General features: G+C 69.2%; 21 protein-coding genes. 10 read left to right on the top strand and 11 right to left on the bottom strand.

Annotation, left to right across the window (positions count from 1 at the left end):
• Window positions 1–185: 185 nt before the first annotated feature.
• Both A7B18_RS22010 and A7B18_RS12260 read left to right on the top strand, forming a co-directional pair.
• Window positions 186–3,194, top strand: a complete 3,009-nt coding sequence (locus A7B18_RS22010; RefSeq protein WP_102126985.1) for a hypothetical protein — start codon at window positions 186–188, stop codon at window positions 3,192–3,194.
• Window positions 3,195–3,288: 94 nt separating this feature from the next.
• Window positions 3,289–3,630, top strand: coding sequence for a hypothetical protein (locus A7B18_RS12260; RefSeq protein ID WP_102126986.1), 342 nt, complete (start codon window positions 3,289–3,291; stop codon window positions 3,628–3,630).
• A 63-nt stretch (window positions 3,631–3,693) separates the two neighbouring features.
• On the opposite strand, the gene A7B18_RS12265 is transcribed toward A7B18_RS12260, so the two are convergent.
• Entirely contained in the window at window positions 3,694–3,987 is a 294-nt protein-coding gene (locus A7B18_RS12265; protein WP_102126987.1) for a hypothetical protein, read from the bottom strand.
• 234 nt (window positions 3,988–4,221) lie between these two features.
• Window positions 4,222–5,436, bottom strand: coding sequence for a chymotrypsin family serine protease (locus A7B18_RS12270; RefSeq protein WP_180970138.1), 1,215 nt, complete (start codon window positions 5,434–5,436; stop codon window positions 4,222–4,224).
• Window positions 5,437–5,759: 323 nt separating this feature from the next.
• On the opposite strand from A7B18_RS12270, the gene A7B18_RS12275 reads away from it, so the two are divergent.
• Entirely contained in the window at window positions 5,760–7,397 is a 1,638-nt protein-coding gene (locus tag A7B18_RS12275) for a catalase (protein WP_102126988.1), read from the top strand.
• A 192-nt stretch (window positions 7,398–7,589) separates the two neighbouring features.
• Here A7B18_RS12275 and A7B18_RS12280 read toward each other — a convergent pair whose 3' ends face one another.
• A complete protein-coding gene (locus A7B18_RS12280; protein ID WP_102126989.1) occupies window positions 7,590–8,597 on the bottom strand; it encodes an SDR family oxidoreductase in 1,008 nt (335 codons plus the stop codon).
• 264 nt (window positions 8,598–8,861) lie between these two features.
• Here A7B18_RS12280 and A7B18_RS12285 point away from each other — a divergent pair, with 264 nt between their 5' ends.
• A complete protein-coding gene (locus tag A7B18_RS12285; RefSeq protein ID WP_102126990.1) occupies window positions 8,862–9,725 on the top strand; it encodes an SDR family oxidoreductase in 864 nt (287 codons plus the stop codon).
• Window positions 9,726–9,907: 182 nt separating this feature from the next.
• On the opposite strand, the gene A7B18_RS12290 is transcribed toward A7B18_RS12285, so the two are convergent.
• On the bottom strand, window positions 9,908–10,675 hold the full coding sequence (locus A7B18_RS12290) for an alpha/beta hydrolase family protein (protein WP_102126991.1): 768 nt from the start codon (window positions 10,673–10,675) through the stop codon (window positions 9,908–9,910).
• A 310-nt stretch (window positions 10,676–10,985) separates the two neighbouring features.
• Here A7B18_RS12290 and A7B18_RS22015 point away from each other — a divergent pair, with 310 nt between their 5' ends.
• The 5 genes from A7B18_RS22015 (at window position 10,986) to A7B18_RS12315 (ending at window position 16,703) form a co-directional block, all read left to right on the top strand.
• Complete coding sequence (locus tag A7B18_RS22015) at window positions 10,986–11,798, top strand: ribonuclease H family protein (RefSeq protein WP_102126992.1); 813 nt, start codon at window positions 10,986–10,988, stop codon at window positions 11,796–11,798.
• A 259-nt stretch (window positions 11,799–12,057) separates the two neighbouring features.
• Window positions 12,058–13,227, top strand: a complete 1,170-nt coding sequence (locus tag A7B18_RS12300; protein ID WP_102126993.1) for a Gfo/Idh/MocA family protein — start codon at window positions 12,058–12,060, stop codon at window positions 13,225–13,227.
• 107 nt (window positions 13,228–13,334) lie between these two features.
• A complete protein-coding gene (locus tag A7B18_RS12305) occupies window positions 13,335–14,783 on the top strand; it encodes an ABC transporter substrate-binding protein (RefSeq protein ID WP_102126994.1) in 1,449 nt (482 codons plus the stop codon).
• Window positions 14,784–14,931: 148 nt separating this feature from the next.
• Complete coding sequence (locus A7B18_RS12310) at window positions 14,932–15,855, top strand: carbohydrate ABC transporter permease (protein ID WP_102126995.1); 924 nt, start codon at window positions 14,932–14,934, stop codon at window positions 15,853–15,855.
• Window positions 15,852–16,703, top strand: coding sequence for a carbohydrate ABC transporter permease (locus A7B18_RS12315; protein ID WP_102126996.1), 852 nt, complete (start codon window positions 15,852–15,854; stop codon window positions 16,701–16,703). Before A7B18_RS12310 ends, A7B18_RS12315 begins: the two co-directional genes overlap by 4 nt.
• Before the next feature lie 71 nt (window positions 16,704–16,774).
• Here the strand turns inward: A7B18_RS12315 and A7B18_RS12320 are convergent, their stop codons facing one another.
• On the bottom strand, window positions 16,775–17,314 hold the full coding sequence (locus A7B18_RS12320; protein WP_102126997.1) for a DUF4142 domain-containing protein: 540 nt from the start codon (window positions 17,312–17,314) through the stop codon (window positions 16,775–16,777).
• Between the two features lie 299 nt (window positions 17,315–17,613).
• Between A7B18_RS12320 and A7B18_RS12325 the strand changes: the two genes are divergently transcribed.
• A complete protein-coding gene (locus tag A7B18_RS12325; protein WP_102127021.1) occupies window positions 17,614–17,970 on the top strand; it encodes a hypothetical protein in 357 nt (118 codons plus the stop codon).
• 67 nt (window positions 17,971–18,037) lie between these two features.
• Here A7B18_RS12325 and A7B18_RS12330 read toward each other — a convergent pair whose 3' ends face one another.
• From A7B18_RS12330 to A7B18_RS12355, 6 genes are all read right to left on the bottom strand, one after another.
• The gene (locus tag A7B18_RS12330; protein ID WP_102126998.1) at window positions 18,038–19,855 is read right to left on the bottom strand and encodes a glycoside hydrolase family 43 protein; all 1,818 of its coding nucleotides are present in this window, start codon (window positions 19,853–19,855) and stop codon (window positions 18,038–18,040) included.
• Window positions 19,856–19,884: 29 nt separating this feature from the next.
• Window positions 19,885–20,805, bottom strand: coding sequence for a glycoside hydrolase family 43 protein (locus A7B18_RS12335; RefSeq protein ID WP_102126999.1), 921 nt, complete (start codon window positions 20,803–20,805; stop codon window positions 19,885–19,887).
• Between the two features lie 202 nt (window positions 20,806–21,007).
• A complete protein-coding gene (locus A7B18_RS12340; protein ID WP_245872855.1) occupies window positions 21,008–22,039 on the bottom strand; it encodes a glycoside hydrolase family 43 protein in 1,032 nt (343 codons plus the stop codon).
• A 2-nt stretch (window positions 22,040–22,041) separates the two neighbouring features.
• Complete coding sequence (locus A7B18_RS12345) at window positions 22,042–22,923, bottom strand: carbohydrate ABC transporter permease (protein WP_102127001.1); 882 nt, start codon at window positions 22,921–22,923, stop codon at window positions 22,042–22,044.
• 1 nt (window position 22,924) lies between these two features.
• Complete coding sequence (locus tag A7B18_RS12350) at window positions 22,925–23,866, bottom strand: carbohydrate ABC transporter permease (protein ID WP_102127002.1); 942 nt, start codon at window positions 23,864–23,866, stop codon at window positions 22,925–22,927.
• Window positions 23,867–24,166: 300 nt separating this feature from the next.
• On the bottom strand, window positions 24,167–25,492 hold the full coding sequence (locus A7B18_RS12355) for an ABC transporter substrate-binding protein (protein ID WP_102127003.1): 1,326 nt from the start codon (window positions 25,490–25,492) through the stop codon (window positions 24,167–24,169).
• Window positions 25,493–25,782: the final 290 nt, after the last annotated feature.

The raw sequence follows: 25,782 nt of genomic DNA on the forward strand, positions 1-25,782 counted from the left end.
TCCTCCCCCCTGGTGGGGGAGGCTGGGAGGGGGGGTGAACGCAAGCGACCTGCGGCGCGGCCCGTGTGAGAGGCAAGGCATCTCGCCCGCGTTGGCGCTCGCTCCGTCGCCCCCCCTCCCCGGCCCTCCCCCACGAGGGGGGAGGGAGAAAAAACCACACCCTCTCCCCTCCCCCGAGGTCCCCTATGCTCCTCCTGAACAGTCCGCGTTCCATCGTCGTCGACGGCCTGACGGTCTTTCCCGACCACGCCGACGAAAACCAGTTCTGGGTGCTGCCCGGCCCGGTGCAGCTCGGTCGCAGGCGGGCCGACGGTCGCGCCTCCTTCACCTTCATCAAATTCAAGCCTGCCGCCGTGCAGGCGGGCGTGAAGGGCGGCGGCTTCCTGATGTTCGAGGTGGGGATGCCGCTCGACGACCGGGCGCAGCGGCGCATCCTCTCGCGGCTGCGGTCGCTCGCGCCGGACCCCCGCCTGAGCCTCGTGCAGTTCGACAAGGGGACGGTGCGCTGCATCTCGCTCGACTTGGAGGGGGCGGGGGGAACGACCACCAACACGCCGCCCGGCGCCTTCCGCGCCACCGAGCAGATTCTGGGGGCGACCACGCCGTCCCTCCAGGGGGACAACACCGCCGCCTTCAGCCTGACGCTGAGCCAGGAGGGGGCGATCATCCTCGAACAGGCCTTCCACAAGGGGACGACGCCGGTGGGCGTGCTGTACGACCTGACCTTCACGGGGATGCGCCCGGCGCTCGACGTGGAGATCACCGCCGACCTGGAGCGGGTCTACCGCCAGTTCAGCGCCGACCTCAGCGGTCAGATTTACTGGTTCAAGGCGAGCATCGAGGCGGGGTTCGAGAAGCTCGTGCAGGATCAGGCCATCGTGATCAAGGTGATCAACGCCACGACCGACGGCGACCGCGAGCAGAAGGAGAAGTGGGCGCTCGACTTCTTCAAAGATCACCTCCTGACCCAGTGGTTCACGCCGACGCTGACGCCGGGCACGCTGGCGGGAAGCACGCCCAGGCCGAATCCGACGGGAGGCACGACCCAGCCGGGAACGGGCGGGACGACCCCGCCGACCGGGGGTGGCACGACGAACCCGCCGGGCACCAACTCGCCCACGACCAATCCTCCGACCACCACGAACCCCCCCGGCGGCGGCACGACGACCCCGACTCCGCCGACGGGCCCGACCAATCCGCCCTCCACCGGGACGACCAGCCCGGCGAGCGCTACCGCCACTGCCGTGCGCCAGACCGCCACCCTCACCATGACGGGCTCGGACCCCTCCCCCGCGCCCGACGGCTTCCGCATCGAGCACACGCCGTCGGCGAGCGGCAACATGGAGACGCTGCGGCTCGTCGGAGGGGACCCGAATTTCGCGCCGACGCTGAAGGTGGACGGCGTGGAGGTGCCCGTCGCCGCCGACCGGACGGCGGGCGTGGAGGTCGCGCCGGGGGCGAGCCGTGAGCTGGAGGTCACGCACGCCCCGGTCAGCGCCATCGAGTGGCTGCGCTTCAAGTACGACGAGCCCGTGGAGGGCGGCTGGAGCGCCGCCGACCCGCCGACGGGAGCGTTTGCCCGCTACGTCGAGGGCACGCCATCCGACCCCCAGGACTCCTGCTTCACCGGGTCGAAGGCCGACTTCCTCGCCTTCCTGGGCCGCCTCGCCGAGCCGAAGACGGTGCGGCTGGAGGGGCAGGCGAGTTACGAGGTCAAGGCCCGCAACACCGCACAGGAGACGGCGTACACGGCGCTCAACCAGCGGCTCTCGCAACGGCGGCTCGACGTGGGGCTCGCGCTCGCCCGCAAGCGGGGGGTGCAGATCGACCCGACCTCGCGCGCCTCGGGCCACTCCAACTCGGAGGCGCTGTTCAAGGACGGCGACCCCGGTAACGACCCGGGCACCAACCGCGACGAGTGCAACGACTTCCGAACGGTGATGGCGAGCGGCACGACCCAGCGCCGCACGGTCCTGCGCGCCACCCTCGCCCGCGCGGCGGACGCGGTGGACCCCGGCCCGGGACCGCAGCCGAATCCGAACCCCAATCCTCAGCCCAACCCGAACCCGACGCCCGACCCCCAGCCGAACCCGAATCCCAATCCCTCGCCGGACGGGGGCACGGGCAACTTCGCGGTCGCGCTCAAGCTCAAGTTCATCTCGCAGACGGAGCGGCGGACGATCAAGTTCAAGTACACCCGCTCGGACGCGGTGCAGCGGACGTACGCGCCGCAAGGCTTCATCGGGCTGTTGCTCGACCAGCTTCAGGACAAGCACACGTACTTCCTGGAGGTGGACCTCGACGACCCCTTCTTCCGCGTGTTCACGGTGACGGTGGAGGCCCCCCTCGACTTCGAGCGGATCGGGCTGAAGTCCGCCCAGGTGGCGCTCGACTACGGCGACCCCGCCGACCCCACGAACCACCGCCACACCGACCTCGTGTTCGACCGCGAGCATCAGGGGGCGCAGACCTTCCAGGTCTTCATGAACCGCACGCGCGACACGGCCTACCGCTACTCGGTGCAGTACCACTTCGACCCGCAGAGCGCGTGGGCCGGGCAGCGTTTCAGCTACGACCTGCCCGCGCGGCGCACGGAGGACCGGACCCTCTTCCTCAACCCGTACGAGGACCTGGGCTTCCTGGAGGTGGACGTGGTGCCGGGCCGCATCGACTGGGGCGTGGTGAGGAGCGTGGACGTGGGGCTCCAGTACGCGGACGCGGGGCAGGGCTTCACCCACGAGACGCACCTCGTCTTCACCCAGGCCACGCCCGCGCAGAAGTGGGCGCTGCGGCTGAGCGATCCCAACCAGCGTGAGATCACCTCCACCCTCACCTTTCACCTGGAGGACGGCACCACGCGCACGCTGCCGCCGCAGACCACGAAGGCGACCGCCGTACCCATCGACGATCCCTTCGAGGGGGCGCTCGACCTGCTCTTCTTCCCCGCCTTTGACCCGGCGACCACCCGCGCCGCCTTCGTGGACGTGGTGTACGACGACCCGGCGAACAGGTACCACCGCGAGGAACGCCTGCGGCTGGAGGGCGAGGACCGCAAGGAGGCCACCCTGCGCCTCGCCCTGCTCGACCCGAAAAGACGCGCCTACAGCTACCGCCTGACCCTCGTCGGCATGGACGGCAGCGTGAATCAGGGCCCGCTCCAGACGACCGAGGCGAGCATCGTGTCGGTGGGGTGAAGGCCAGCGAGAACCAAGGGGCGGCGCCGAAGACGCTTGCAGTCTGGCCGCCCCACCCCTTTCGAGAGGTCGCATCGACCGAGGGAGGAACGCCGTGATCGTCTACCGGATCGAGTTGCCGAAGGAACAGGACACAGAAGCTTTCGTGACGTTCATGCGGGAGGACTACCTCCCGGCCATCCACACGGGCTCCACCCGCGTCGGTCAGGTGCTCGGCCTCGCGGTGTGGCAGGAGGAGCCGGACTCGGAGCGGGAGGGACACACCTTCCTTCTCCATGTCGAGTGGAGCGGTCTGGGTGGAGATTATGCCCAGCTCCGCCTGGACGACGAGGCGGTGGAGGGCCGGCTCGCCACGTTCGGGGCCCGCCTCCAGCGCCTCGGCTTTTACCGGGAAGTCGTCACCAAGCGGCAGGAGGAAGGGAAGCCGACCGGGTAAGGGCCGCTCAATCTATGCCCGAGGCGGGCGGAGGTCCCCAGCCGGGACGCCTCCGCCCGTCCGTCAGTAGGCGTCGATCTCGCCCGTCACCGTGGTCTGCACCGGGTAGCCCTCGATCTGGGCGGGCACGCGGCCCCGCGCCGAGGCGTCGCGCAGGTACACGACGATGGCGTCGTCGCCGATGGGGGAGCGGCCCAGGGCCACGCCCGTCACGCCGGGGAGGGCGAGCAGGGCGGCCTCGTGGCGCCGCCGCACGCCCTCGACCGCCGACCCTCCAGGGCCCCCCGCGTCCGGGTCGTAGGGCATGGCGGCCTCCTCGTGGAAGTCGGCGAAGGGGGACTTCTTGGAATCGGACATCGTGACCCTCTCTCCTTCCGGACTCATTCCGGGGACAAGGCTGCCGGGCAGGACGAGCAGCGCCGCTCCCGCCAGGAGCACCAACGGCTTCGGGGAACGCGGCCTGTCCACCCTCCACCCCGCCTGAAAACGTTGCCCGGATTATTGGCCCGCTTCCCAGCCGACAACGTGAGCAGCCTGCACAGGGAGGGCGGGGCCACCCCCGAGGGAGAGGCGGCCCCGCCGGAACTTTGGTCAGGTGTAGAGGTTGATGTCGAGCGCCGCGATCACCCGCGTCATGCGGTTGGCGAAGGTGACGCCGCCGCCGCCCGCGAAGAGCAGGCCAACCGGGCTGCGCTGGGCGTTCCAGGTCCAGATGGACGAGCCCGAGTCGCCGGGCGCGCTGAAGAGGCCGCCCGTGCCCTGAATGGCGATCTGGTCGCGGAACTGGGCGATCCGCCCGCCGCCGTAGTTGACGTTGATGGTCGCCCCCAGGCCGGTGATGCGGCCCTGGGTGAGCTGGGTCGTCCGCCCGGACTTGCCGACGAGCATCCCGAGGGCCGGGAGCACCGGGGCGCTGCCGATGCGGAAGAAGGCGGGGCTCCCGCCGCTGAGGTACACGAGTTCCCGGCGCACCCGGTCGGGCCAGGCCCAGCCCGTCGCGCAGTCCACGTAGTTGATGCCGCCCGAGAAGTTGATCGGGACGAAGCGTTCCAGGATAGCGATCTGGTCCTGGGGGCAGCGTCCGCCGTCGGCGGGGCCGGGCTGGCAGATGCAGTCGCCGAACATGGCGCCGTTGCTGTTGGCGAGCACGTGGTTGTTGCTCAGCACCATCAGCCGGGCGTTGCGCGGGGCGCTGCGGCCCACCGCGAGGCAGCCGATGGTGCCCGCCGTGACCCTAAAGTGCGCGACCGACACGCCCCCCGGCGTGGGCCGCAGGCGGAAGCGGTGGGGCTGGGCGTCGATCAGCCCGGTGACGACCACCTGCACGGGCACCCGGTCGCTCGACGCCGCGCGAATCCCCATCGAGTCCACGAGCGCCGCCTTGATCCCGTCCACCGAGGTCGGCTCGGCCACGTAGACCGTGAGGGCGGGCAGGCCGGGTTCGGCGGAGGACACGTCGGCGGAGTCGCCCCCCGCGCCGATCGCCACCCCCTGAATGTTGCCCGCCGCGCTGAAGGCCTCGACCGACCGCGTTCCCGCCGTCTGGGTCAGGGTCTGCAACATCCCGTCCTCGACGGCGCGCTTGAGGTCGAGCAGCTCCATGCCGACCGAGGCGAGTGCGTCCGGCGAGTCGCTCAGCGCGGCGGCCTCGGCGTTGCGGTCGAGGGCGTCGGGAGCCGCGAACTGGTCCACCGCCTCCTCATTGCCGCCGGTGTTGCCGCCGGTGTTGCCGCCGGGCGAGGTGTCGCCGCCCTGCCCCCCGCCCGTGGGCGGGTCCTGAAAGTTCCTGCCGTCGTTGTCGTTCATGTGCCCTCTCCCTGGCCTCCGCGAAATTGAGCCCGTTTCCGCCGCGTCCGTCCGCACGTGATGACTCCCCGCCTTCCACAGCAGGGCCCGCCCCTCCTTCCTGATCCCCGGGCCACCGTGGGCAGCGGCTCGGGGGGGATGGGGGGATGGTGCGCTTCCCCCCGTGTCCCCCCCGTGACCGGCCCGTGACCGTGACGGAGCGCGGAAAAACGACGCTGAGCCTTGGCTTAGGGCTCCTCTCATTCCCCCCTGAGCCCCCCGGGATAGACCGTGGGCACCACCGGGGACACGGCTTACGGGGCGTGCCGGGAAGGAGAGAGCGTATGAGCGAGCAGCGAGACGGCCAGGCCATCTACAACGAGCACGGCACCGCCGTGGAGGGCGTCGGCGGCACGGGGGACCCCCGCATGGGCCAGGGCGAGGGCGAGCGCACGCTCACCACCCGGCAGGGCCACCCGGTGCGCAACAACCAGAACCAGCGCACGGTGGGCACGCGCGGCCCCGCCACCCTGGAGAACTACCAGTTCCTGGAAAAGATCAGCCACTTCGACCGCGAGCGCATCCCCGAGCGGGTGGTCCACGCACGCGGCGCCGGGGCGCACGGCTATTTCGAGGCCTACGGCAAGGTCGGCGACGAGCCGGTGAGCAAGTACACCCGCGCGAAGCTCTTCCAGGAGGCGGGCAAGCGCACGCCCGTCTTCGTCCGCTTCTCCACGGTGATCCACTCCAGCCACTCGCCGGAGACGATGCGTGACCCGCGCGGCTTCGCGGTCAAGTTCTACACGGAAGACGGCAACTGGGACCTCGTGGGCAACAACCTCAAGGTCTTTTTCATCCGCGACGCGATCAAGTTCCCGGACGTGATCCACTCGCTCAAACCCGATCCGGTGACGAACCGGCAAGACGGCGGGCGCATCTTCGACTTCATGAGCAACACGCCGGAAGCGGTGCATATGCTGACCCTGCTGTTCTCGCCGCACGGCATCCCGGCGAACTACCGCCACATGCAGGGCTCGGGCGTGAACACCTACAAGTGGGTGAACGACCGGGGCGAGGCCGTCCTCGTCAAGTACCACTGGGAGCCCGTGCAGGGCATCAAGAACCTCACCCAGCCCGAGGCCGAGGCGATCCAGGGCAAGAACATCAACCACGCCACCCAGGACCTCTACGAGGCCATCGAGCGCGGCGACTACCCGCAGTGGGAACTCCTCGTCCAGATCATGTCGGACGACGACCACCCCGAACTCGACTTCGATCCGCTCGACGACACCAAGATCTGGCCGCGCGACCAGTTCCCCTGGCTGCCGGTGGGCAAGATGACCCTCGACCGCAACCCCGCGAACTACTTCGCGGAAGTCGAGCAGGTCGCCTTCGGCACGGGCGTCCTCGTGGACGGGCTGGACTTCTCCGACGACAAGATGCTGGTGGGCCGCACCTTCTCCTACTCGGACACGCAGCGCTACCGGGTGGGGTCGAACTACCTCCAGCTCCCGATCAACGCGGCGAAAAAGCACGTCGCCACCAACCAGCGCGACGGACAGATGACGTACCGGGTGGACACCGCGCCGGGGCAAAACCCGCACGTCAACTACGAGCCCAGCTCCATGAACGGGCTCGTCGAGGCGCCGCGTGACGTCGTGGAGTACACCCCCTGGGTCGAGGGCAACCTCCAGCGCGCGAACATCGACCGCACGAACAATTTCAAGCAGGCGGGCGAGCAGTACCGCGCCTTCGAGGACTGGGAGCGCGACGACCTGATAGGCAACCTCGTCGAGAACATCTCGGCGGCCACCCCCGAGGTGCAGGCCCGGATGGTCGAACTCTTCACCCAGTGCGACGAGGACTACGGGCGCCGGGTGGCCGAGGGTCTGGCCGCGCGCCGCGTGCCGAGCCGCACCGAGAAGGAAGAGGGCGCCGTTCAGCAGGCAGAGGAGCGGGCGAAGGAAGCCCAGCCTTACTGAGGCTCAGCCCAACAGCGTGAAAAGAGTGTCCGGCCCTGGGAATGGGGCCGGATGCTTTTTGGAGGGAGAGTTGTTGATTTCTGGTGGAGGAGCAAAAACGCCAGAACCTGAGCTTTTTTCTCCCTCCCTCCTTGTGGGGGAGGGTCGGGGAGGGGGGTACGACGCTCGACCGCGACCTCCCCCCACCCCCCTTCACTTCTTCCGCGCCGCACTCCAGACCGCCGCCGCCACCCCCGCCCCCAGCAGCGCGAGCCCGATGTTCCGCGACTGCATCGAGCCCTCGGTGTACGCGCTCGTCCCCCGGACCATCCCGGGGTAGTCGCCGCGCTCGGCGAGGTAGCCGGAGGGCTTGTACAGGCTGTCGGCCTCGGGCGGGAGGGGCGGGCGGTCGCTCTTCGTGCCGGGGATGACGCCCGCCTCCATCGCCTTGTCGGTGAGGCGGGGGGCGACGTTGCCGAGGACGGCCATGTTCCGGCCCCCGCCGCCCACGAAGAGGTCGCGCGTGGGGGTGGTCGCCGCGTGCAGGATGGCGCGGGCCACCGTCTCGGGCGCGTACACGGGCGGCACGTGCTTGGGCTCGACCTCCAGGTAGTTGCGCGCGTGCATGGGAAAGGGCGTGTCGATGGGGCCGGGCTTGATCAGCGTGACGGAGACGGGGGCCTCCTCGTCCTCCAGCTCCATGCGCAGCGCGTCGGTGAAGCCCTTGACCGCGTGTTTGGAGGAGGCGTAGATGCCCTGGAGCGGGAGCGAGCGGTCGGAGACCACGCTGCCCACGTTGATCAGCGCCCCGCCGCGCGTCTTGAGGGTCTTCAGCGCCTCGCGCGAGCCGTAGACCAGCCCCCAGAAGTTCACGTCGAAGAGGCGGCGCATGTCCTCGACCGAGAATTCCTCCAGCCGTCCGTACATGCCCACGCCCGCGTTGTTCACCCAGGTGTCGAAGCCGCCGAAGCGTTCGCGGGCGAGTTCGGCGACCCGCGCCACGTCCTCCTCGCGGCTCACGTCCGCCACGACGTAGGCCGCCTGCCCACCGTCGTCGGTAATCTGCCAGACGAGCTTTTGCAGGGCCTCCTCGCTGCGGGCGGCGAGCACCAGCCGGGCGCCCTGCTGCGCGGCCATACGCGCCGTCGAGAGCCCGATGCCGCTCGACGCGCCCGTGATCACGATGACCTGCTCGCTGAGGGGTTTGAGCTTGATCTTCATGGAAAGCCTCCCGGTGGTGAACACCTACTCCCCGCAGCAAAGCAGACCTGGGGGTAAGAGACCTCCGGGGCGCCTAAAGACCCCCATCATGATTCGAGGGTGAAGGCGTAGGGCGCGGCGGGATTCGGCACGATGAACCTCTCTTTAGACGGCGGGGGGCAAGGGCTGAGGAGGCCCTAAAGCGGCTTCAGCCGCCGTTGAGCGAATGTCCAGAGGGTAAGGCGGGGAAGGTTTGCCCGCTTACAAAGTCAGCCAAATATCCCCATGAGCGAAGACCAGCAGAAGACGTTACCCGCCCAGCAGCAGGACGAACAGCCCGGTATCGAAGCCGAGATGGACCCGCCGCCCGTCTACATCAAGCTCGACTACAAGGCCGCCGGGAAGCTCCAGGGCAAGGCCGCCATCATCACGGGCGGGGACAGCGGCATCGGGCGCGCGGTCGCCGTGCATTTCGCGCGGGAGGGGGCCGACGTCGCCATCGTGTACCTCGACGAGACGGAGGACGCCCAGAAGACCAAGCGGCTCGTCGAGGAGGCCGGGCAAAAGTGCCTGACCATCGCGGGCGACGTGGGCGACCCGCAGTTTTGCCAGCAGGCCGTGCGGCAGGCGGTGGACACCTTCGGGCGGCTCGACATCCTGGTGAACAACGCCGCCGAGCAGCACCCCAAGGAGGACGTGTCCGAGATCACGCCCGAGCAGCTCGAAAAGACCTTCCGCACGAACATCTTCGGGTACTTCTACATGGCGCAGGCCGCGCTGGAGCACCTGAAGGAGGGCGCGACGATCATCAACACTTCTTCGGTGACGAATTACAAGGGCAGCCCGTCCCTGGTGGACTACGCCTCCACCAAGGGCGCGATCACGTCCTTCACCCGCTCGCTCTCCATGCAGCTCGTCGAGAAGGGCATCCGGGTGAACGGCGTGGCGCCGGGACCGATCTGGACCCCCTTGATCCCCTCCACCTTCCCGCCCGAGAAGGTCGAGACCTTCGGCGCCGACGTGCCGATGGCCCGCCCCGGCCAGCCCGCTGAGGTGGCGACGTGCTTCGTCTTCCTCGCGTCCGACGATTCGAGCTACATCAGCGGCCAGATGCTCCACCCCAACGGCGGCGAGGTCGTCAACGGCTGAGCCGACGAGCATGACCGGGGGCGACGGGGAAAGTTTCTCGTCGCCCTTTTCCTTGGCCCCTCGGGAGAGGCGGCTGTTCCTGGGCGGGGGTCATCTCACGGACGCAGCGAGGTCGAGTCTGTGCGGGTGAACGGGCGGGCTGACCCGATGAAGGACGTACAGAACAAACGCCCAGCGCGGATTCAGCCCGAAACCCCCTCCCCCCGTAGGCGAGCGGCCAGCCACTCCGCCGAGTCCTCCACGACCGCCTGCGGGACGCTGTGCCCGCCGTTCCACCAGCGCAGTTCCTTGGGCTGACTCGCCGCCTGGAAGAGCCGCTCGGCCTGGTCGGGGCGGATCACCGGGTCGTGGCGACCGTTCACCATCAACAGGGGGCGCCCCGCGAGCGAGCGCACGGCACGGGGGGGGTCCACGATGGCGCGGGCGACGGCGGTAAGGGGCGTCCCCAGCGGCAGGTCGCCCCCCGCCGCGAGGACGAGGGCCCGGACCTCCCGGCTCTGGGCGGCGACGGTCACCCCCAGGAACGTGCCCAGCGAGTAGCCCACCAGGGCCACCCCGTCCGGCCTGACCGCGGGGTGCGAGCGCAAGAACTCCACCCCGGCGGCCCCCTCACGCAGGGCGAGGCGCCACAGCCGGGCGACCTCCAGCGGGTTACGCAGCGACTGCAACTCCAGCGGGTTGCCGCGTGTGCCGTGCAGCGGCAGGTCGGGGGCGAGCGAGGCCACCCCGCGCCGCAGCAGCGCCGTCCCCACCGAGTCGGCCATCACGTCCGCGCGCGACGAGTAGCCGTGGAGCAGCAGGGCGGCGGGCACCCTCACCCCCGGCGAGACGGTGGGCAGTTGCAAGACGGCGGGCACAGAGGCCCCGGCGACCCGCAGATCGAGGCGCAGGCGCGTGCCGCCGGGCACCGAGGTCTCTTCGCGCAGGGCGTGCGTGGGGGCGGACGACATGGGCCAGAGGGTAGGGCGGGCAGGCGCCGCCTTCCGTGACGGGATTGCCGAAGGTCGGCGGGGAATACAGTTTGTTCGAGGAGGGGGCTGGGCCGGGAATGGCAGCCTGGCCCCCTCTCCCTTGCGGGTGACCCGGAGAGCTGCGGAGCAGAGGGGTGGGGTGAGGGGACGTGTGACCAGCTCCGCCCTGTAAACAAAGTCCGAGAGTTTCGAAGTGAACTAGGTTGCCCTGCCCGCCCACCCCCCTCCTGCGGAGCTGTACCAGTCCCAGCCTCCCCCCTCCGACCCTACCTGTGCCACCCTGAGTGGGATGCCCTCCCCCAGCGACACGGCAGCGGACTCCTCGGAGACGTGGCACGTCTACACCGACGGCAGCAGCAAGCATGAGCGGCGACAGACCTTCAGCGGGTGGGCGGCGCGGGCTGTGCAGCCGCAGACACGGCAGGTGCGCCAGGCCAGCGGGGCGGGGCCCGGCGGCGATTCCCTGGGCGCGGAGACGACGGCGATCCTGGAGGGCCTGCGGCTCGTCCCGGCGGGCGCGGCGGTGCTGCTCCACAGTGACCTCGACCCGGCGCTCCTGATGGCGGTGCTGGACACGGGCCCTGGCGAGGCGGCCCGCGCCCACCTGCGGAGGGTGGACGTTCGCCCCATCCTGCGGCACACGGCGGCCCACCACCGGGACATGCACGACGCCGCCCGGGCCGCCGAGGGGGAGGCCCGGGCAGGCTCCCCGGCGGGGGCCGCTTCCCTTTCCAACGCTGTGCAGGACGCGCAGTTGCAGGCCCGCACGGGTCAGACGGACGCTGCCGGAACGCGGGGGACCGTGCGGCGCCTGTCCGGAACCACGGGGCCGCTGCGGCTGCGGATCCTCGGGCTCGCCCCGGGCCGCGTGGGCGGGCGCACGCTCGTCACGCTGACGCTCGGCCTTCCAGACCTCCGGGGCAGCGGCCCGAACGAGGTGGCGGCCCTCCAGGACGCGCTGGAGGAAACCCTGGCCTCCCTCACACGCGGCACGCTGGTCTCCCTCCAGGTGCCGGAGCGGTGGCGGGAGACGGTGACGGCGGCCACGGCAGGGCACGGGGCGGTGCGGGTCGTGGCGGAGGTGGAAGAGCCCGCCCCGTAGCGCATTGGACACACGAACAAGGTCACGCCGAGCCCTCCGCTTCGCTCAGGGGGAACTCCGCGACGCATCTCCAACGGACCGGGCGCAACCCTTCTTTCGTCAAAAGCTCCGGGACCGGCGCCGGGGCGACGCCGGACTCGCCCCGGCGCCGCGCGAGCGTTGCAACCGGGTGCCCGAAGGGTTCCAATGGAACCATGCCCCACAACCCATCCCGAACGGTGAAACCTCCCGAAGACGCCCCGCACCCCCGGTGGTTCGCATGACCCGCCGCCTGCGGATGGGCATGGTCGGCGGCGGCAAGGACGCCTTCATCGGGGCCGTGCACCGCCACGCCGCCGCGCTCGACGGGCAGATTGACTTTGTGGCCGGGGCGCTGTCGAGCACGCCGGAGAAGGCCCGCGCCTCCGGGCTCGCCCTCGGGCTCTCTGACGACCGCAACTACGGTTCGTGGGAAGAGATGCTGGAGCGGGAGCTGGGGCGCGAGGACCGGATCGATTTCGTCTCTGTCGTCACGCCCAACCACCTGCACTATCCGGTCGCCAGGGCGTTCGCGGAGGCTGGAATCCACGTCGTCAGCGACAAACCTCTGGTCGTCAGCAGCGAGCAGGCGGACGACCTGATCCGGGTGGTGGAGGCGTCGGGCGTGGTCTTCGCCGTCACCTACAACTACACCGGCTACCCGATGGTGCGGCAGGCCCGCCAGATGGTCCGCTCGGGGCAACTGGGTGAGTTGCGCAAGGTCACCGTCGAGTACCACCAGGGCTGGCTCGCCCAGGAGCAGGACGAGGAGACCAACAAGCAGGCGGGCTGGCGCACCGACCCGGCCCGCAGCGGCATGGGCGGCGCCATCGGCGACATCGGCTCCCACGCGGAGAACCTCGTCTCCACCGTCACCGGGCTGGAATTGGAGGCGATCTGCGCCGACCTCACCGCCTTCGTGCCGGGGCGGCGGCTGGACGACGACGCCAGCGTCCTGCTGCGTTTCCGGGGTGGGGCCAGGGGCCTGCTCACCGTCTCCCAGGTCGAGATAGGCCGGGAGAACGACCTGCGGCTGAGCGTCTTCGGCACGAGGGGCAGCCTGCACTGGCGGCAGGAGGAGCCCAATCACCTCCTCCACGACACGCTCGACGGTCCCAGGCAGGTGCTCACGCGCGGGAGCCCGTACCTGAGCGAGGAGGCCAGGCGGGCGACCCGTCTTCCCCCCGGCCACCCCGAGGCGTTCCTGGAAGCCTTCGCCAACATCTACCTCGGCGCCGCCGCCCACATCCGCGCGAAGGCGCAGGGCCGGGAGCACGTGCCCGACTACCCCACCCCCGACTACCCCACCGTGGAGGACGGGGCGCGGGGCGTCCACTTCATCGAGCGCGCGGTGGAAAGCAGCCGGGGCGAGGGAAAGTGGACGGACGCGGCGTGGCGGGCGAGCCGTTGAGGTCGGGGGGGCGCACGGCAAAAGTTTGAAGTCTATAACAAATCGGCCAATCTCTCCGCCGCCCACGTTGTTATGCTCGGGGCTAAATGAGCTCATCCGGAGGACCTATGAACCGCAGACTGACCCTGACCGCCCTGCTGCTCGCCGCGCCCGCCCTGGCCTCGACGGCGGGAGCCGCGCCCGGCTCGTGGCGGGGCACGATCAACATGGCGGCAGCCGACTACACGCCCAACTTCCCCGGTGTGAAAAAGGAAAACCAACTCAAGGTGTTTCAGCAGATCGCCGACGAGTACGAGAAGAGGTATCCCGGGATCAAGATCCGGTTCTACACCCAGCCCATCCCCGACACGAACACCATGATCCGGGTAAAGGCGGCGGCGGGCGAGCTGTTCGACGTGTACTGGGCCCAGGCCTACAGCCTGAACTCCACCCTGCCCAGGGGGGTGGCGGCGGACCTCGCGCCCGCCTTCAAGCAGCCCAACCCGTATGTCCCCGGCAACAAGGCGTGGCAGGACGTGATGGACAAGGCCCAGCTCGCCGAGGGCCGCAATGCCAACGGCGCCGTGTACACCCTGAGCGGCGACAAGGTGGCGTACACGATCTTTTACAACAAAGACCTGTTCAAGAAGGCGGGAGTCACCAAGGTACCGACGACCTGGCCCGAACTCATCGCGGCGTCGAAGCGGCTCAACGCGGCGGGCATCTTTCCCATGCACGCCGTGCCCGCCTACCCGTGGTGGAGCCGCCACTTCCTGACCGACTTCTATTCCAAGGATTACGCGAAGCTCACGGGGTACGACGGGCTGCCCGGTCAGTCGCCGCTCGACGAGGCGGTGGCGATCCACAAGGGCATCCTGACGCCGAAAGACGACCGCTTCATGTCGTGGTGGCCGGTGATGAAGCAGTTCACCGACACCTGGCCCAAGGACTACCTCACCGCCGACCCGGCGAAGAACTACGACGCCTTCCAGGACTTCGTGGGCCAGAAGGAAGCGATGCTCTACGAGGGCAGCTACAAGGTCCGCGAGATGCTCGACGCGGGCGTGAAGTTCCCGGTGGGGGCCTTCAACTTCCCGAAGCTCTCCAAGAACGAGAGCAGGCACGCGACGGGCGTGAACACGGCGAACGCCTACTCGGGCACGGGCGGCTTCCAGTTCGCGATGAGCACGCCGCTCTCGAACAAGACCATGCGCGAGAAGGGCAAGACAGAAGCGGTGCTCGACTGGATGCGCTTTTTCGGTACGCCCAGAAATCTGCAACGCCTGACCGCCGAGCAGGGCACCTACGCGCCCACCTGGCCCGGCACGAGCGTGCGGCTGGCGCTGAGCAACTTCGACTCCGGGGCGATCACGACGCAGATCAAGCTGCCCGAGCGCTCCATCGGCGCGCAGAACGCCTCGGCGAACCTCGGCTGGGTGGACATGCAGCGCATCTTCGGGCTGTACCTCAGCGGCAACATCACGCTCGACCAGGCCAAGGCCCAGGCGCAGACGGTGCTCGACCGCGCCGCCCAGGACTACGCCCGCAAGAACAAGGTCGATCTTTCCAAGTACTGAAGGAAACCCCCACATGAGTGACCGTCCGTATCTGCTCACCACCCTGAGTCACACCTGGCCCATAGGCCGGGCCGCCTGACGGCAGGCCGGGAAGGACGCCCACGCGCGCCTCTCCCGGCCTGCCCCTTTTGCCCCACAAGGAGACCCCATGACCGCCCTGCCCGGTTTTCGCCCCAGCCCCTCCCCCCGGTGGGGCACCCTCGCCCGGTTGCGGCGGGGCTGGCCCGCCTACCTCTTCCTGCTGCCGACCCTGCTGCTCGTCGGGTACTTCTCGTACTACCCGGCCTACATCGCGGTCACGCGGGCCTTCACCGACTGGGACGGCCTGAACGTCCCCAACTTCACGGGCGTGGAGAATTTCCAGCGGGCGGTCAGCGACCCCGTGATGGGGCAGGCCACCCTGAACATGGCGATCTGGGTCGTGCTGGGGCTGATCCTCGCCCTCGTGCCGCCGCTCCTCATCTCGGAGCTGATCTTCCACCTGCGGGGCCAGCGTCGGCAGTACGCCTACCGGACCCTCTTCGTCATCCCCATCGTGATCCCTTCGCTGGTGCTGCTGCTCGTGTGGGGCAGCTTTTACCGCAGCGACGGGCTGCTCAACAACCTGCTGGCGTCGGTCGGGCTCAGCGGGCTGCGGCACGACTGGCTGAGCGACCCGGGCACGGCGCTCTACAGCCTGATCTTCCTGGGCTTTCCGTACGTGGACGCCTTCAACTTCCTGCTGCTGTACGCCGGGCTCCAGGCCATCCCGCAGGACGTGTTCGACGCCGCGAAGATCGACGGGGCGACGGGGTGGCGGCGGGTGCTGAGGATCGACCTGCCGCTGCTGCGCCCGCAACTCGGGCTGATCGCCGTGCTCGCCATCATCGGCAACGTCCAGTACTTCATCAGCCCGCTCGTGCTGACCTCGGGGGGTCCGGGCTTCGCGACGACCGTGCCCGCCCTGCTGATGTACTTCACGGCCACGCGGGACGGCGAGTACGGCTACGCGATGGCGATTGCCGTGCTGCTGATGATCCTCGTCGTCGCGCTGACGGGCCTCTCGCGCTGGCTCAGCCGGGGGTCGAGATGACCGCCGGGCCGCGCCGCGTGGGCCTCACGCCGGGCGAGATCGTCCGTCAGGCGGTGCTCGTCCTCTTCGGGCTGCTCGCCCTCTTCCCGCTGTACTTCAGCCTCGTCAACTCCTTCAAGGACCGGGTGCAGTACGCGGAGAACCTGCTCAACATCCCGTCCACCCTCCACCCTGAGAATTACGCGGTGGCCTGGGCGCAGATTCAGGGCCCGCTGCTGAACTCGGTGATCGTGACGGTCACGAGCGTGCTGGCGACGCTGGTGCTCGCTTCCCTGAGCGCCTACGCCTTCGCGCTGATGGACTTCCCGGGGCGGCACCTGCTGTTCGGGATCACCTTCGCCCTCTTGCTCGTGCCGGAGTTCCTGACGCTGATCCCGCTGTACGTGCAGATTCGCAACCTGACGCTGCCGAGCAACTACCTGGCGATCATCCTGCCGACCATCGCCGCCGGGCAACCTTTCGCCATCCTGGTGCTGCGGGCGGCCTTCGAGGCGATCCCCAAGGACATGTTGGAGGCCGCGCGGCTCGACGGGGCCGGTCACCTGCAACTCTTGCGCCGGATCGTGCTGCCGATCAGCCTGCCCATCCTGATCTCCGTGGCGATCATCCGCCTGATCCCGGTGTGGAACGAGTACCTGCTGCCCTCGCTCGTCCTCGACGAGGCGCACCGCACCCTGCCCGTCGCGCTGGTGAATTTCCAGGGAGGCGGGGCCGCCACCGCCGTCACGCCGAACTACGGGGCGCTGATGGCCTCCTACGTGCTCTCGGCGGTGCCGCTGCTCGTGCTCTTCGCCTTCCTGATGCGCTACTACATCCAGGGCGTGACGAGCGGCGGGGTGAAGGGGTAACGCCGTGCACCACAGGAAAAGGGCCCGGCATTCCACCGGGCCCCTTTCGCTGTCTGTTTTGCTGGACGGATTTAGCTTCCCGGCAGCGCCTTGGCCTCTTCGAGATGGCGCGCCACGGCGGGCTGGATCTTCGCCGCGTAGGCGCCAACCTGCTGGTCTTTGCTCAGGGGGCGGTAGGTCTCGATCAGGTCGAGGGTCATCTGGTGCCCGTTGACCTGCACGTTCTTGTAGGCCGCGTCGAAGGCCGCGCCCGAGAGCGTGGTCAGGCGGTTGTACAGCAGGCGCTGATCCGCGCCCGGCTTGTCGGCGATACGCACGCCCTTGGCGTTGGCGAGGGCCCGCAGCTCGGCCTGGGCGCGGGTGTGCTCGGTGATCATCTGCTGGGCGTAGGCGCGCACGTTCTGGTTCGTGCTCTTTTGCAGGGCGAGCTGCGAGGTCGTGATCTCCGTGAGGTTGCTCATGCTCGCCACTTCCATGAACAGCACGTCGGTGTCGTTCGAGACCTGCGCGGTGGTCACGGGCCCGACGGGCTGCCCCTGGGCGCCCCCGGCGAGCGCAGCGGGAATGACGAGACTCAAGGCGGTGGCGGCAGTCAGAAGACGTTTATGCATGGTGGACCCTCCGTTGTTGGACTCCCCCACAGCTTGGCAGAGCGGAGCCCACCGTCCATCCGCCCCGCCTTCATCCAGCCGTGACGCCTTCCAAAGACAGCCTTGAGCCCTTTGAGCGGCGTATGAAAAGCTACGGTGGGGACTCGGGTTTCGTTGTGACAAGCCGACCTTATAGAAGAGCTTCTATCAGTTGCCTCCTCTCTTTCTTTGTGAGCTGAATCAATTTCTTTGTCAGCTCCTGAAGAGGTCTTGGGGAAAACGCCACACGAGTTGAGGCTCGCTTCCCCATGCTGGGGCGCATGAAACCCATTTCCCCGCGTCTGCACGGCATCATCGATTACGTCGCCTGCGGCACGATGGTCGCCGCGCCCTCGCTGCTGGGGCTGAACGGCACCGCCCGCACCGCGTCGTACGCCTTCGCGGGCACGTACTTCGTGATCAGCGCCCTGACCGACTATCCTCCCGCCCTGAGCCGGATGATTCCCTTCCCCCTCCACGGCAAGATCGAGCTGTCGAGCGTGCCCGCGCTGGCGGCCCTGCCCTTCCTGGTGAGTGCCCTGAAGGGGTCCAAGGAGCGCGCGTACTTCCTGGGGCTGGCGGGCGTCGTGGTGGGCACCTACAGCCTCACCGACTGGGAGGCGAATCCGGACGCCTGACAAGACGGGAAAGGAGAGCAGGAGGCCGCGGCGAATGCGGCCTCCTGCTCTCCCGGGTTCTGGCGCGTCAGTCCTTCAGCCGGTACACCCGCACGTAGTCGAAGCGGGTGGTGAAGCCCGCCCCACCCATCGAGACGAGGCCGATCTTCGCCTGCCCGAGGGAGTGGGTCCAGGTGCCGCCGCGTGTCCAGTTCACCCCGTCGCGGCTGGAGTAGCCCGTGTAGGTCTCCTCGTTGCCCCTGGCCCGGCGCACGACCCGCAGCCAGGTATCGCGGCCCGGCGAGGCGAGGACCGTGTTGCCGTAACGGGGGTAACCCGCCGGGGCCTCCGCGGCGGAGACCTCCTTGGCGAACTCGATCTGACGGGTGTTGAAGTTGGAGAACACGGCGACCTTGAGGTAGCGGTTGTCGTCCCCGTACACGACGAGGCCGCCCTGCGAGTAGTTGAAACAGCAGCCCGAGTCGGGGAGATTGATATTGAGCTTGACCTCGACGGCGTAGTTCCCCGCGGGCGCGTCCTCGGTCAGCACGGACGCGTTGTTGCTGTCCACGAAAAGGTCGGCGGACTGCGTGTCGAAGCGGAAGGTGCCGCTTTCCAGTCCGGCGACGCCCTCGGCAGGCGGGCGCACCCACGTCCAGCGGGGGGCGAGGGTGGCCTCGGTGAACTCGTCGCTGTAGGCGTCGAGCCTCTCGCCCAAGGCGTCGTTCGCGACCACGGGCGAGGCGGGCGCGGTCTTCTCGCCGGGCCGGGCGGCGGGGGCAGGCTGGGGGGTGTCGGACGCCCAGGCTCCGCCCCGCACGGTGGGCCAGCCGTCCACCCAGTCCACGGGATCGAGGAGCATCGGGCGCTTGTTGATGTTCCGCGTCACGTCGATGTAGGGGTCGAAGCGGTCGATGGCGTGGTAGGCGGTCCAGTCGCGCCCGGCGGCGTCCTGGAAGACGACGTTGTGGCCGGGGCCGACCCAGCGGTTGCCGTTCATGCTGAGCACGGGGGTGCCGCCCACGCGGGGGTCCAGCAGCGACACGCCGTCCTTGTCCACGAAGGGCCCCGTCGGGCTGGCCGAGCGGCCCACGAAGACGCTGTAACCCGTCAGCGGCCCGCCGCAGCAGTTCGTGGCGGAGGCCATCAGGTAGTAGAAGCCCTCGTGCCGCACGACCTGGGCGCCCTCGTAACGGTTGTCGAGGGCGACTTCCTTCTGGGTGGCCGGGTCGGTCCTCAGCCCGTCCGCGCTGAGCTGCCGCACCGAGATGCCGCCGAAGTAGCTCCCGTAGTACATCCAGCGGGTGCCGGAGGCGTCGGTCAGGACCTCGGGGTCGAACACCCAGCGCCGCCCGTTGGGGTCCGCGCCGGGTTGGGGGGCGGGTTGCGGCTCCACGACGGGCGCGCCGCTGTCCGTCCAGGGGCCGGTTGGCGTGGGCCCGGTCGCCACCCCGATGGCGCTGCCGCCCGCCTTGGTGTCCGACGCGGTGTAGTAGAGCAGGTACCTGTCCCCCTGCCTGACCACCTCGGGGGCCCACAATCCCGCGTCGTCCTTCACCCAGCTCGGCTTGGCCGTGAAGGCGTCGCCCACGTACGTCCAGTTCACGAGGTCGGTGGACTTCGCCATGCTGATGAGGTGGAAGATCAGGTTGCCGCCCACGTCGCGGTCGGTGGAGTTGTGCGGGTCGGTGGTGCAGTAGAGATACCAGTTGGAATCCGGGCCCCGCAGGATGTCGGGGTCGGCGCAGGACTCGACGCGGGTGCCGTCCGCCTTCGTGATGACGGGCGGGTTGGAGTAGGTGCGCCCCGTCTGGGGAGGCTGGAAACGGTCGCACCCCGACAGGAGCAGGGCGCCGAGAACGGAGGGGGCGAGCAGGGCGGAGCGCAATCGGGCGGGGCGCGTCATTCGAACCTCGGAGGGGAAAGCGTGAAGGGTCAGGAGTGGACCGACTCGGGCAGCGCGGACGGCACCCCGCCCTGCCACCGCAGCGGCGCGGCGTGGAGTTGCCGTTTGGTGCGTTCCTCGTTCCAGGCGTGGAAGATCAGGATGTCCTCGCCGCCGCCCTGGGTGACGCTGGCGTGGCCGGGGCCGCGCAGGTGCCCGGCGGTCCGCAGCACGTTCGCGCCGGGGCTGGGCTCCGTCCACGGGCCGAGCGGGTGGTCGGCGACCGCGTGCCCCACCCCGTAGCTCTCGTTCGTCCACGCGCCCCCCGAGTACAGCAGGTGATACCCGCCGCCCCGGTAGAGCACGAAGGGGCCTTCGAGCGTGTGCCAGTCGTACACGGCGCCGTACATCGTGCGCGCCCGCTGGTAGATCTGCCAGTCCCCGGTCGCGCGCAGGATCGTCTGCGTCCCCTCCAGCCGCGTCATGTCGTGCAGCTCGGCGGCGGCGAGCACGGTGCCGGGGCGGTCGGTCGTCAGGTCGTCGCGCGCGAAGAACAGCCACCACGAGCCGTCGGGCGCCTGGAAGGGGTGCGGGTCGATGGCGAAGGGCTCGTCCGGCGTCATGTTCACGCCGAGGTCGGTGAAGGGCCCGAGCGGATCATTCGAGGTCGCCACCCGCAGGTGGTGCCCCTTGTCCCCCTGCCCCACCGAGTAATACAGGTAGAAAGTGTCCCCGTTGCGCGCGACCTCGGGTGCCCAGTAGTCCTGCTCCTCCGGGGTCAGCGGCTCCAGCGCCCCCCCGTGCGAGGTCCAGTGAACGAGGTCGGTCGAGGACAGCACCTCGAAGGCCCGCACGCCCTCCCGCCCGTTGAGGCCGGTGCCGTACGCGTAGTACGTGCCGTCCACGAGGAGCACGAAGGGATCGGCGAAGTTGGCGGGATAGAGGGGGTCCTGGGGGAGGGGATCACGCATGGAGGGCCTTTCGCGGGAGAAGACGGTGGGGTTGAGGAGGAAGGCCGGAGGTCTGTTTGAGGGGACCTTCGTAGGAGACGGGAGGCGACTGGAGGGCGCTTGCGGTGCCTCTCTCCCGTCTCCCCACGAGGGGGGCACGGGACGCCGCAAGCCGCCACCGAGCGACACGGCCCGTCAACTCGGCCCGTCAACTCCCCTGACCTCAGGGTGTCGGCCTCGCCTGCGGGGTCACGGTCGGGCCACTCACCCGTACTTTGCCGCCGCCGAAGGTCACCCGGTCGAGGTACAGGCTGCGGTAGCCCACGTCGTCCCCGATGCGCCCCGCCGTCCAGGCGTGGTAGGCGAGCCAGGTGCGCCCCGCCCCGTCGGTGATGACCGTCTGGTGCCCCGGCCCGGCGACCGTGCCCTTGCTCACGAGGATGGGGTTCTCGGGCGCCTTGCGGTAGGGCCCGGTGACCCGGGAGGCGGTCGCGTAGCCCACCGCGTACAGGTCGCTGTTGAAGGGGCCCGCCGAGTACAGCAGGTAGTACACGCCGCCCTCGCGGTGCAGGGTGGGCGCCTCGATCACGTTGCCCTCCCAGAGCTGGAAGTTCTGGATCAGGGCCGTCTCCTTGCCGGTGAGCCTCAGCCCGGTCGCGTCGAGGGGCTGGAGGTAGATGTTGGTGGCCTGGTTGCAGCAGTTGCCGTCGTTCTTCCACAGCAGGTAGACCTTGCCGTCCGCGTCCCGGAAGGGGCTGGCGTCGATGCTGCCTCCCTCGCCGAGCTGGCAGACGAGGGGGCCGCCCGGCGCGGGCTGGAAGGGCCCGGCGGGGACCGCCGAGGTCGCCGCGCCGATGCACTGGCGCCCGCTCTCCTCGTGCCACGCGGTGAAGTACAGGACGTACCTGTTGCCCACCCGCGCCACCTCGGGCGCCCAGGTGCGGCCCAGCTTGGCCCAGCCCGGCAGCGTGGGCATCACGTCGCCGCCCACCTCCCAGCGCACGAGGTCGCGGCTGACCGCGTGGGGCACGTTGGCGCTCGCGCTGTTCGTCGCGTAGGCGTGGTAGGTGTTCCCCACCTTCAGGATGAAGGGGTCGGGGAAGTTCTGGTCGAGAACCGGGTTCTGGAAGGTGCCCGCGGCAGCCGTGGCGGGCCGGGCCGCCGTGCCCCCAGCCCCCCCCGCGAGGGAGGAGGCCGGGGCGAGCACGGTGCCGAGCGTCAGGGCGAGGGCGAGGCGGGGAGCGGCCCTGAGCACGCTCACTCCTTCATTCCGGTGGTCGACAGACCCGCGATCAGGTAGCGCTGGGCGAGCAGGTAGGCGATCAGCACCGGAATCGAGGCGATGGCAGTCGAGGCCATCAGCTTGCCGTACTCGGTGACGTAGCGCTGCGAGAAGGTGTTCACGCCGACGGGCAGGGTGAGCTTGTCGAGATCGGTGATCACGAAGGTGGGCCAGATGAAGTTGTTCCACGAGCCCATGAAGGCGAAGACGGCCAGCGTCACGAGCGAGGGGATACTCAGCGGCAAGATCACGTGCCACAGCACCTGGAGGGAGTTCGCGCCGTCGAGCCGCGCGGCCTCCTCCAGTTCCTTGGGCAGCCCCATGAAAAACTGCCGCAGCAGAAAGACGCCGAACGCCCCCGCCAGCCCCGGCCAGATCAGCGAGTGGAAGGAGTTGATCCAGTCGAAGCGGATCATCATCAGGTACGACGGGATCAGGGTGATCACGCCCGGGATCATCAGCGAGCCGAGGATGAACCAGAAGATCGCGTCGCGGCCCGGGAACCGCATCCGCGCGAGGGGATAGGCCGTCAGGGCGCACAGGGCGACGTGAAGCACCGTGTAGACGGTCGCCACGAAAAAGGAGTTCCACATCCACCGGAGGATGTTGCCGTCCGGGGAAGTCAGCACCTCGCGGTAGTTCTCCAGGGTGGGGCGCGCCGGGAACCACTGGGTCGGCGTGGAGATCACGTCCGTCTCGGGCTTGATCGAGGTGGTGATCATCCAGTACATCGGCGCCAGGAAGAGCAGGGCGAGCAGGCACAGCAGCAAGAAGCGCGGCACGTCGCGCGGGCCACGGCGGGGCGGGGCGTCACGCGTGGTGGCGACCGCCGGAAGGTCGCGGGCGGGCGCGGCCATCTCAGGTTCCTTCCCGGGCGTCGCGCGCCATGATCCGGAACTGCAACACCGTGAAGATCAGCATGGCGAGCCCGAACATGAACGACATCGCGGCGGCGCTGGAGAACTGGTTGTTCGTAAAGGCCTCCTCGGTGATGTACTGGATGGCACTCTGGGTCGTGCGGTTGGGCCCGCCGTTGGTGATCACCAGGGTCTGCCCGAAGAGCTGGAAGCTCGCCAGCACCGTCGTCACGAACACGAAGAGGGTCACGGGCCCGAGCAGCGGCCAGGTGATGAAGCGGAACTTGGGCCACGCGGTCGCGCCGTCGATCTCGGCGGCCTCGTAGAGGCTCTGGGAGATGTTGCCGAGCGCGGCGAGGTAGAGCGTCATGTTGAAGCCGATGGTCCACCACAGCGTCCCGACGACGACCGGAATCCAGGCGAGCCCTTCGGAGGACAGGAAGGGCAGCGGCTGAAGGCCCAGCAGGTCGGTGCGCACCGCGTTCACGAGCCCGATCTGGTTGTCGAACATCCAGCGCCACAAGATGCCCATCACCGAGACGGTCAGGATGCCCGGCAGAAAGAACACCGCCCGGAAAAAGCTGCGCCCGAAGATGGGCCGGTAGAGCAGCAGCGCGAGCCCCAGCGACACGGCCACGAGCAGCGGCACGCTCAGGATGGTGAAAAAGCCCGTGTTGCGCATCGAGTTCCAGAAAAACTGCGCCTGCGGGGTGCTGAAATCGAAGAGGTTGCGGTAGTACTCCAGCCCCACGAAAGGCCGCGTCTCGGCGAGCAGGTCCCAGCGGTGCAGGCTCACCCAGAAGCCGTACCCGACCGGATACACCACGAAGACCAAGAACAGCAGCATGAAGGGCAGCAGATACAGGTACGGCGTCAGCCCGCTGTTCTCGAAGCTGCGCCGCCGCCGGGGCGGAACGTTCTCGCGCGGCAGGCTGAGGCTCATGCCCGCCCCCCCTGGGGGCCGGAGGCGAAGGGCCGCCGCGAATGCCGGGGAAGGGGGCATTCGCGGCGGGGGGCGCGGCGCGGGATAGGGAACGTCATCTCAGGCACCTTCTCTTTCTGGGTGAGGGCGGCGGGGCGGGTGGCCTCGGGGCGGGGCGCTCCTGGGGAGGTGAGGGGGTGAAGGGGCGCCGGTCACGGGCGCGTCCACTTCGGACGTGTGCCTCTCGTCCTCCGTTTGCATCCGTGACCGGCGTGGGGGTCTCTTCAGTCGGCCTGCCGCCTGACCGCTCCTACCGGGCCCTTACTGGAAGGACTTGCGGGCCTGCGTGATCTGCTTGTTGGCCTCGCTCACCCCGGCGTCGAGGGCGGCTTTCACGCTCTGCTTGCCGCTGTAGGCGTTCGCCCAGGCGTTGTCGAAGGGCCCGAGCACCTGGCCGCCCCAGGGGAAGCCGCTCGTGGCGTAGATGCTGCCGAGCTTGCTGAACACGCCCGCGATAGGCCGGCCCTCGAACTTCTTGTCGCGCGCGACGACGGGCGACACCGGCAGGCTGCCCGCCTCGGTCCACGCCAGGTTCTGGGCGGGCGCGGTCATCCAGTCCATGAACTCCAGCGAGGCCCGGCGCTTGTTGGCGTCGTACCCGGCGCGCTGGCGCGGGAGGGTCAGGTGGCTCGACCCGCCCCACGCGGCGTCTTTCTGATTGCCGATGCGCGGCACAAAGGCCACGCCGAAGTTCAGCTTCTGCTGCTCGAAGCGGTCGGTGTACCACTGCCCGCTGGGGAAGAAGCAGACCTTGCCCTGGCTGAAAGCCGCGAGTTCGGCCTCCTCGGTGCTGTTCGGGCGGGCCACGCCATGCTTTTGCACGAGGTCCACCAGGAACTGCACGGCCTCGACCGCCTGCGGGGAGTTGAAGTTGGCGTTGAGGTTTCGGTCCACGAGCGAGCCGCCGTTTTGCAAGATGGCGGCGTAGGCGAGTCGCGAGCCCACCCAGTTGTTGTACAGGCTCATGCCCCAGGTGCTGAGGTTCGCCTTGTTGAAGCCCGCCTGACCGGCCTTCTTGCCGCTCGTGTCGGTCGTGCACTGCTGGGCGGCCCGCAGGAGTTCGGCGCGGGTGGTGGGCACCTTGGTGACGCCCGACTTCTGCATCAGGTCCTTGTTGTAAAACATCACGTACGCGACCGACGAGATGGGCACCCCGTAGGACTTGCCCTCGTAGTTGGCCGTCTGGAACAGCGGCCCGTAGTAGCGCGCCTTGTCGATGCCCGCCGTGCGCAGCTCCGCGTCGGTCAGCGGCGACACGGCCCCGCGCGCGATGAAGTTGGTGATCTGGTCCTCGTTGATCACCACCACGTCGGGCGCCCGGCCCGAGGCGACGAGCGACGGGAGCTGCTGCCAGGTCGTGCCCCACGGCTGCGCCTGCCCCCGCACCTGGATGTTGGGGTGGGCGGCGTTGAACTGCTGAATCAGGCGCTCCATCACGGGCCGGTCGGCGCCGGTGAAGCCGTGCAGGAAGGTGAGCTGCACCCGGGGGCCGGTGTAGGCCGACTGGGTGGAGGACTGGGCCCCGGCGGCCCCCAGGGCGAGCAGGGCGAGCAGGGCAGTGCGGCGGGCGGCGGGAATGCGCTTCATGAGACCTCCAGGGTCAGGGAAGCCGCCCCGAAAAGGGGCAGCGTGGATGCGCGGGCTAGACAGCGGCAGTCGGGACAACGCCTCAGCGTTTATAGGAGGGGGTTTTCTTGCTGGCAGGGTACACCGCCCCCCGGAGGCCGTCAAATGTGCCCTCCCGCGCTTTGGTCCCGGGTGAAGGCCGTCTTTTTCTCCGCCTCCGCGGGTCGTGGCGGCTCCTTACGCCCCGGCTCACCTCGGGCGCCCGGGCGTGGCTTTCCGGCATGGCGCCCGCAAGCCGCGCCCAGACGCGG

Source organism: Deinococcus planocerae, from assembly GCF_002869765.1.
Lineage (GTDB): Bacteria > Deinococcota > Deinococci > Deinococcales > Deinococcaceae > Deinococcus > Deinococcus planocerae.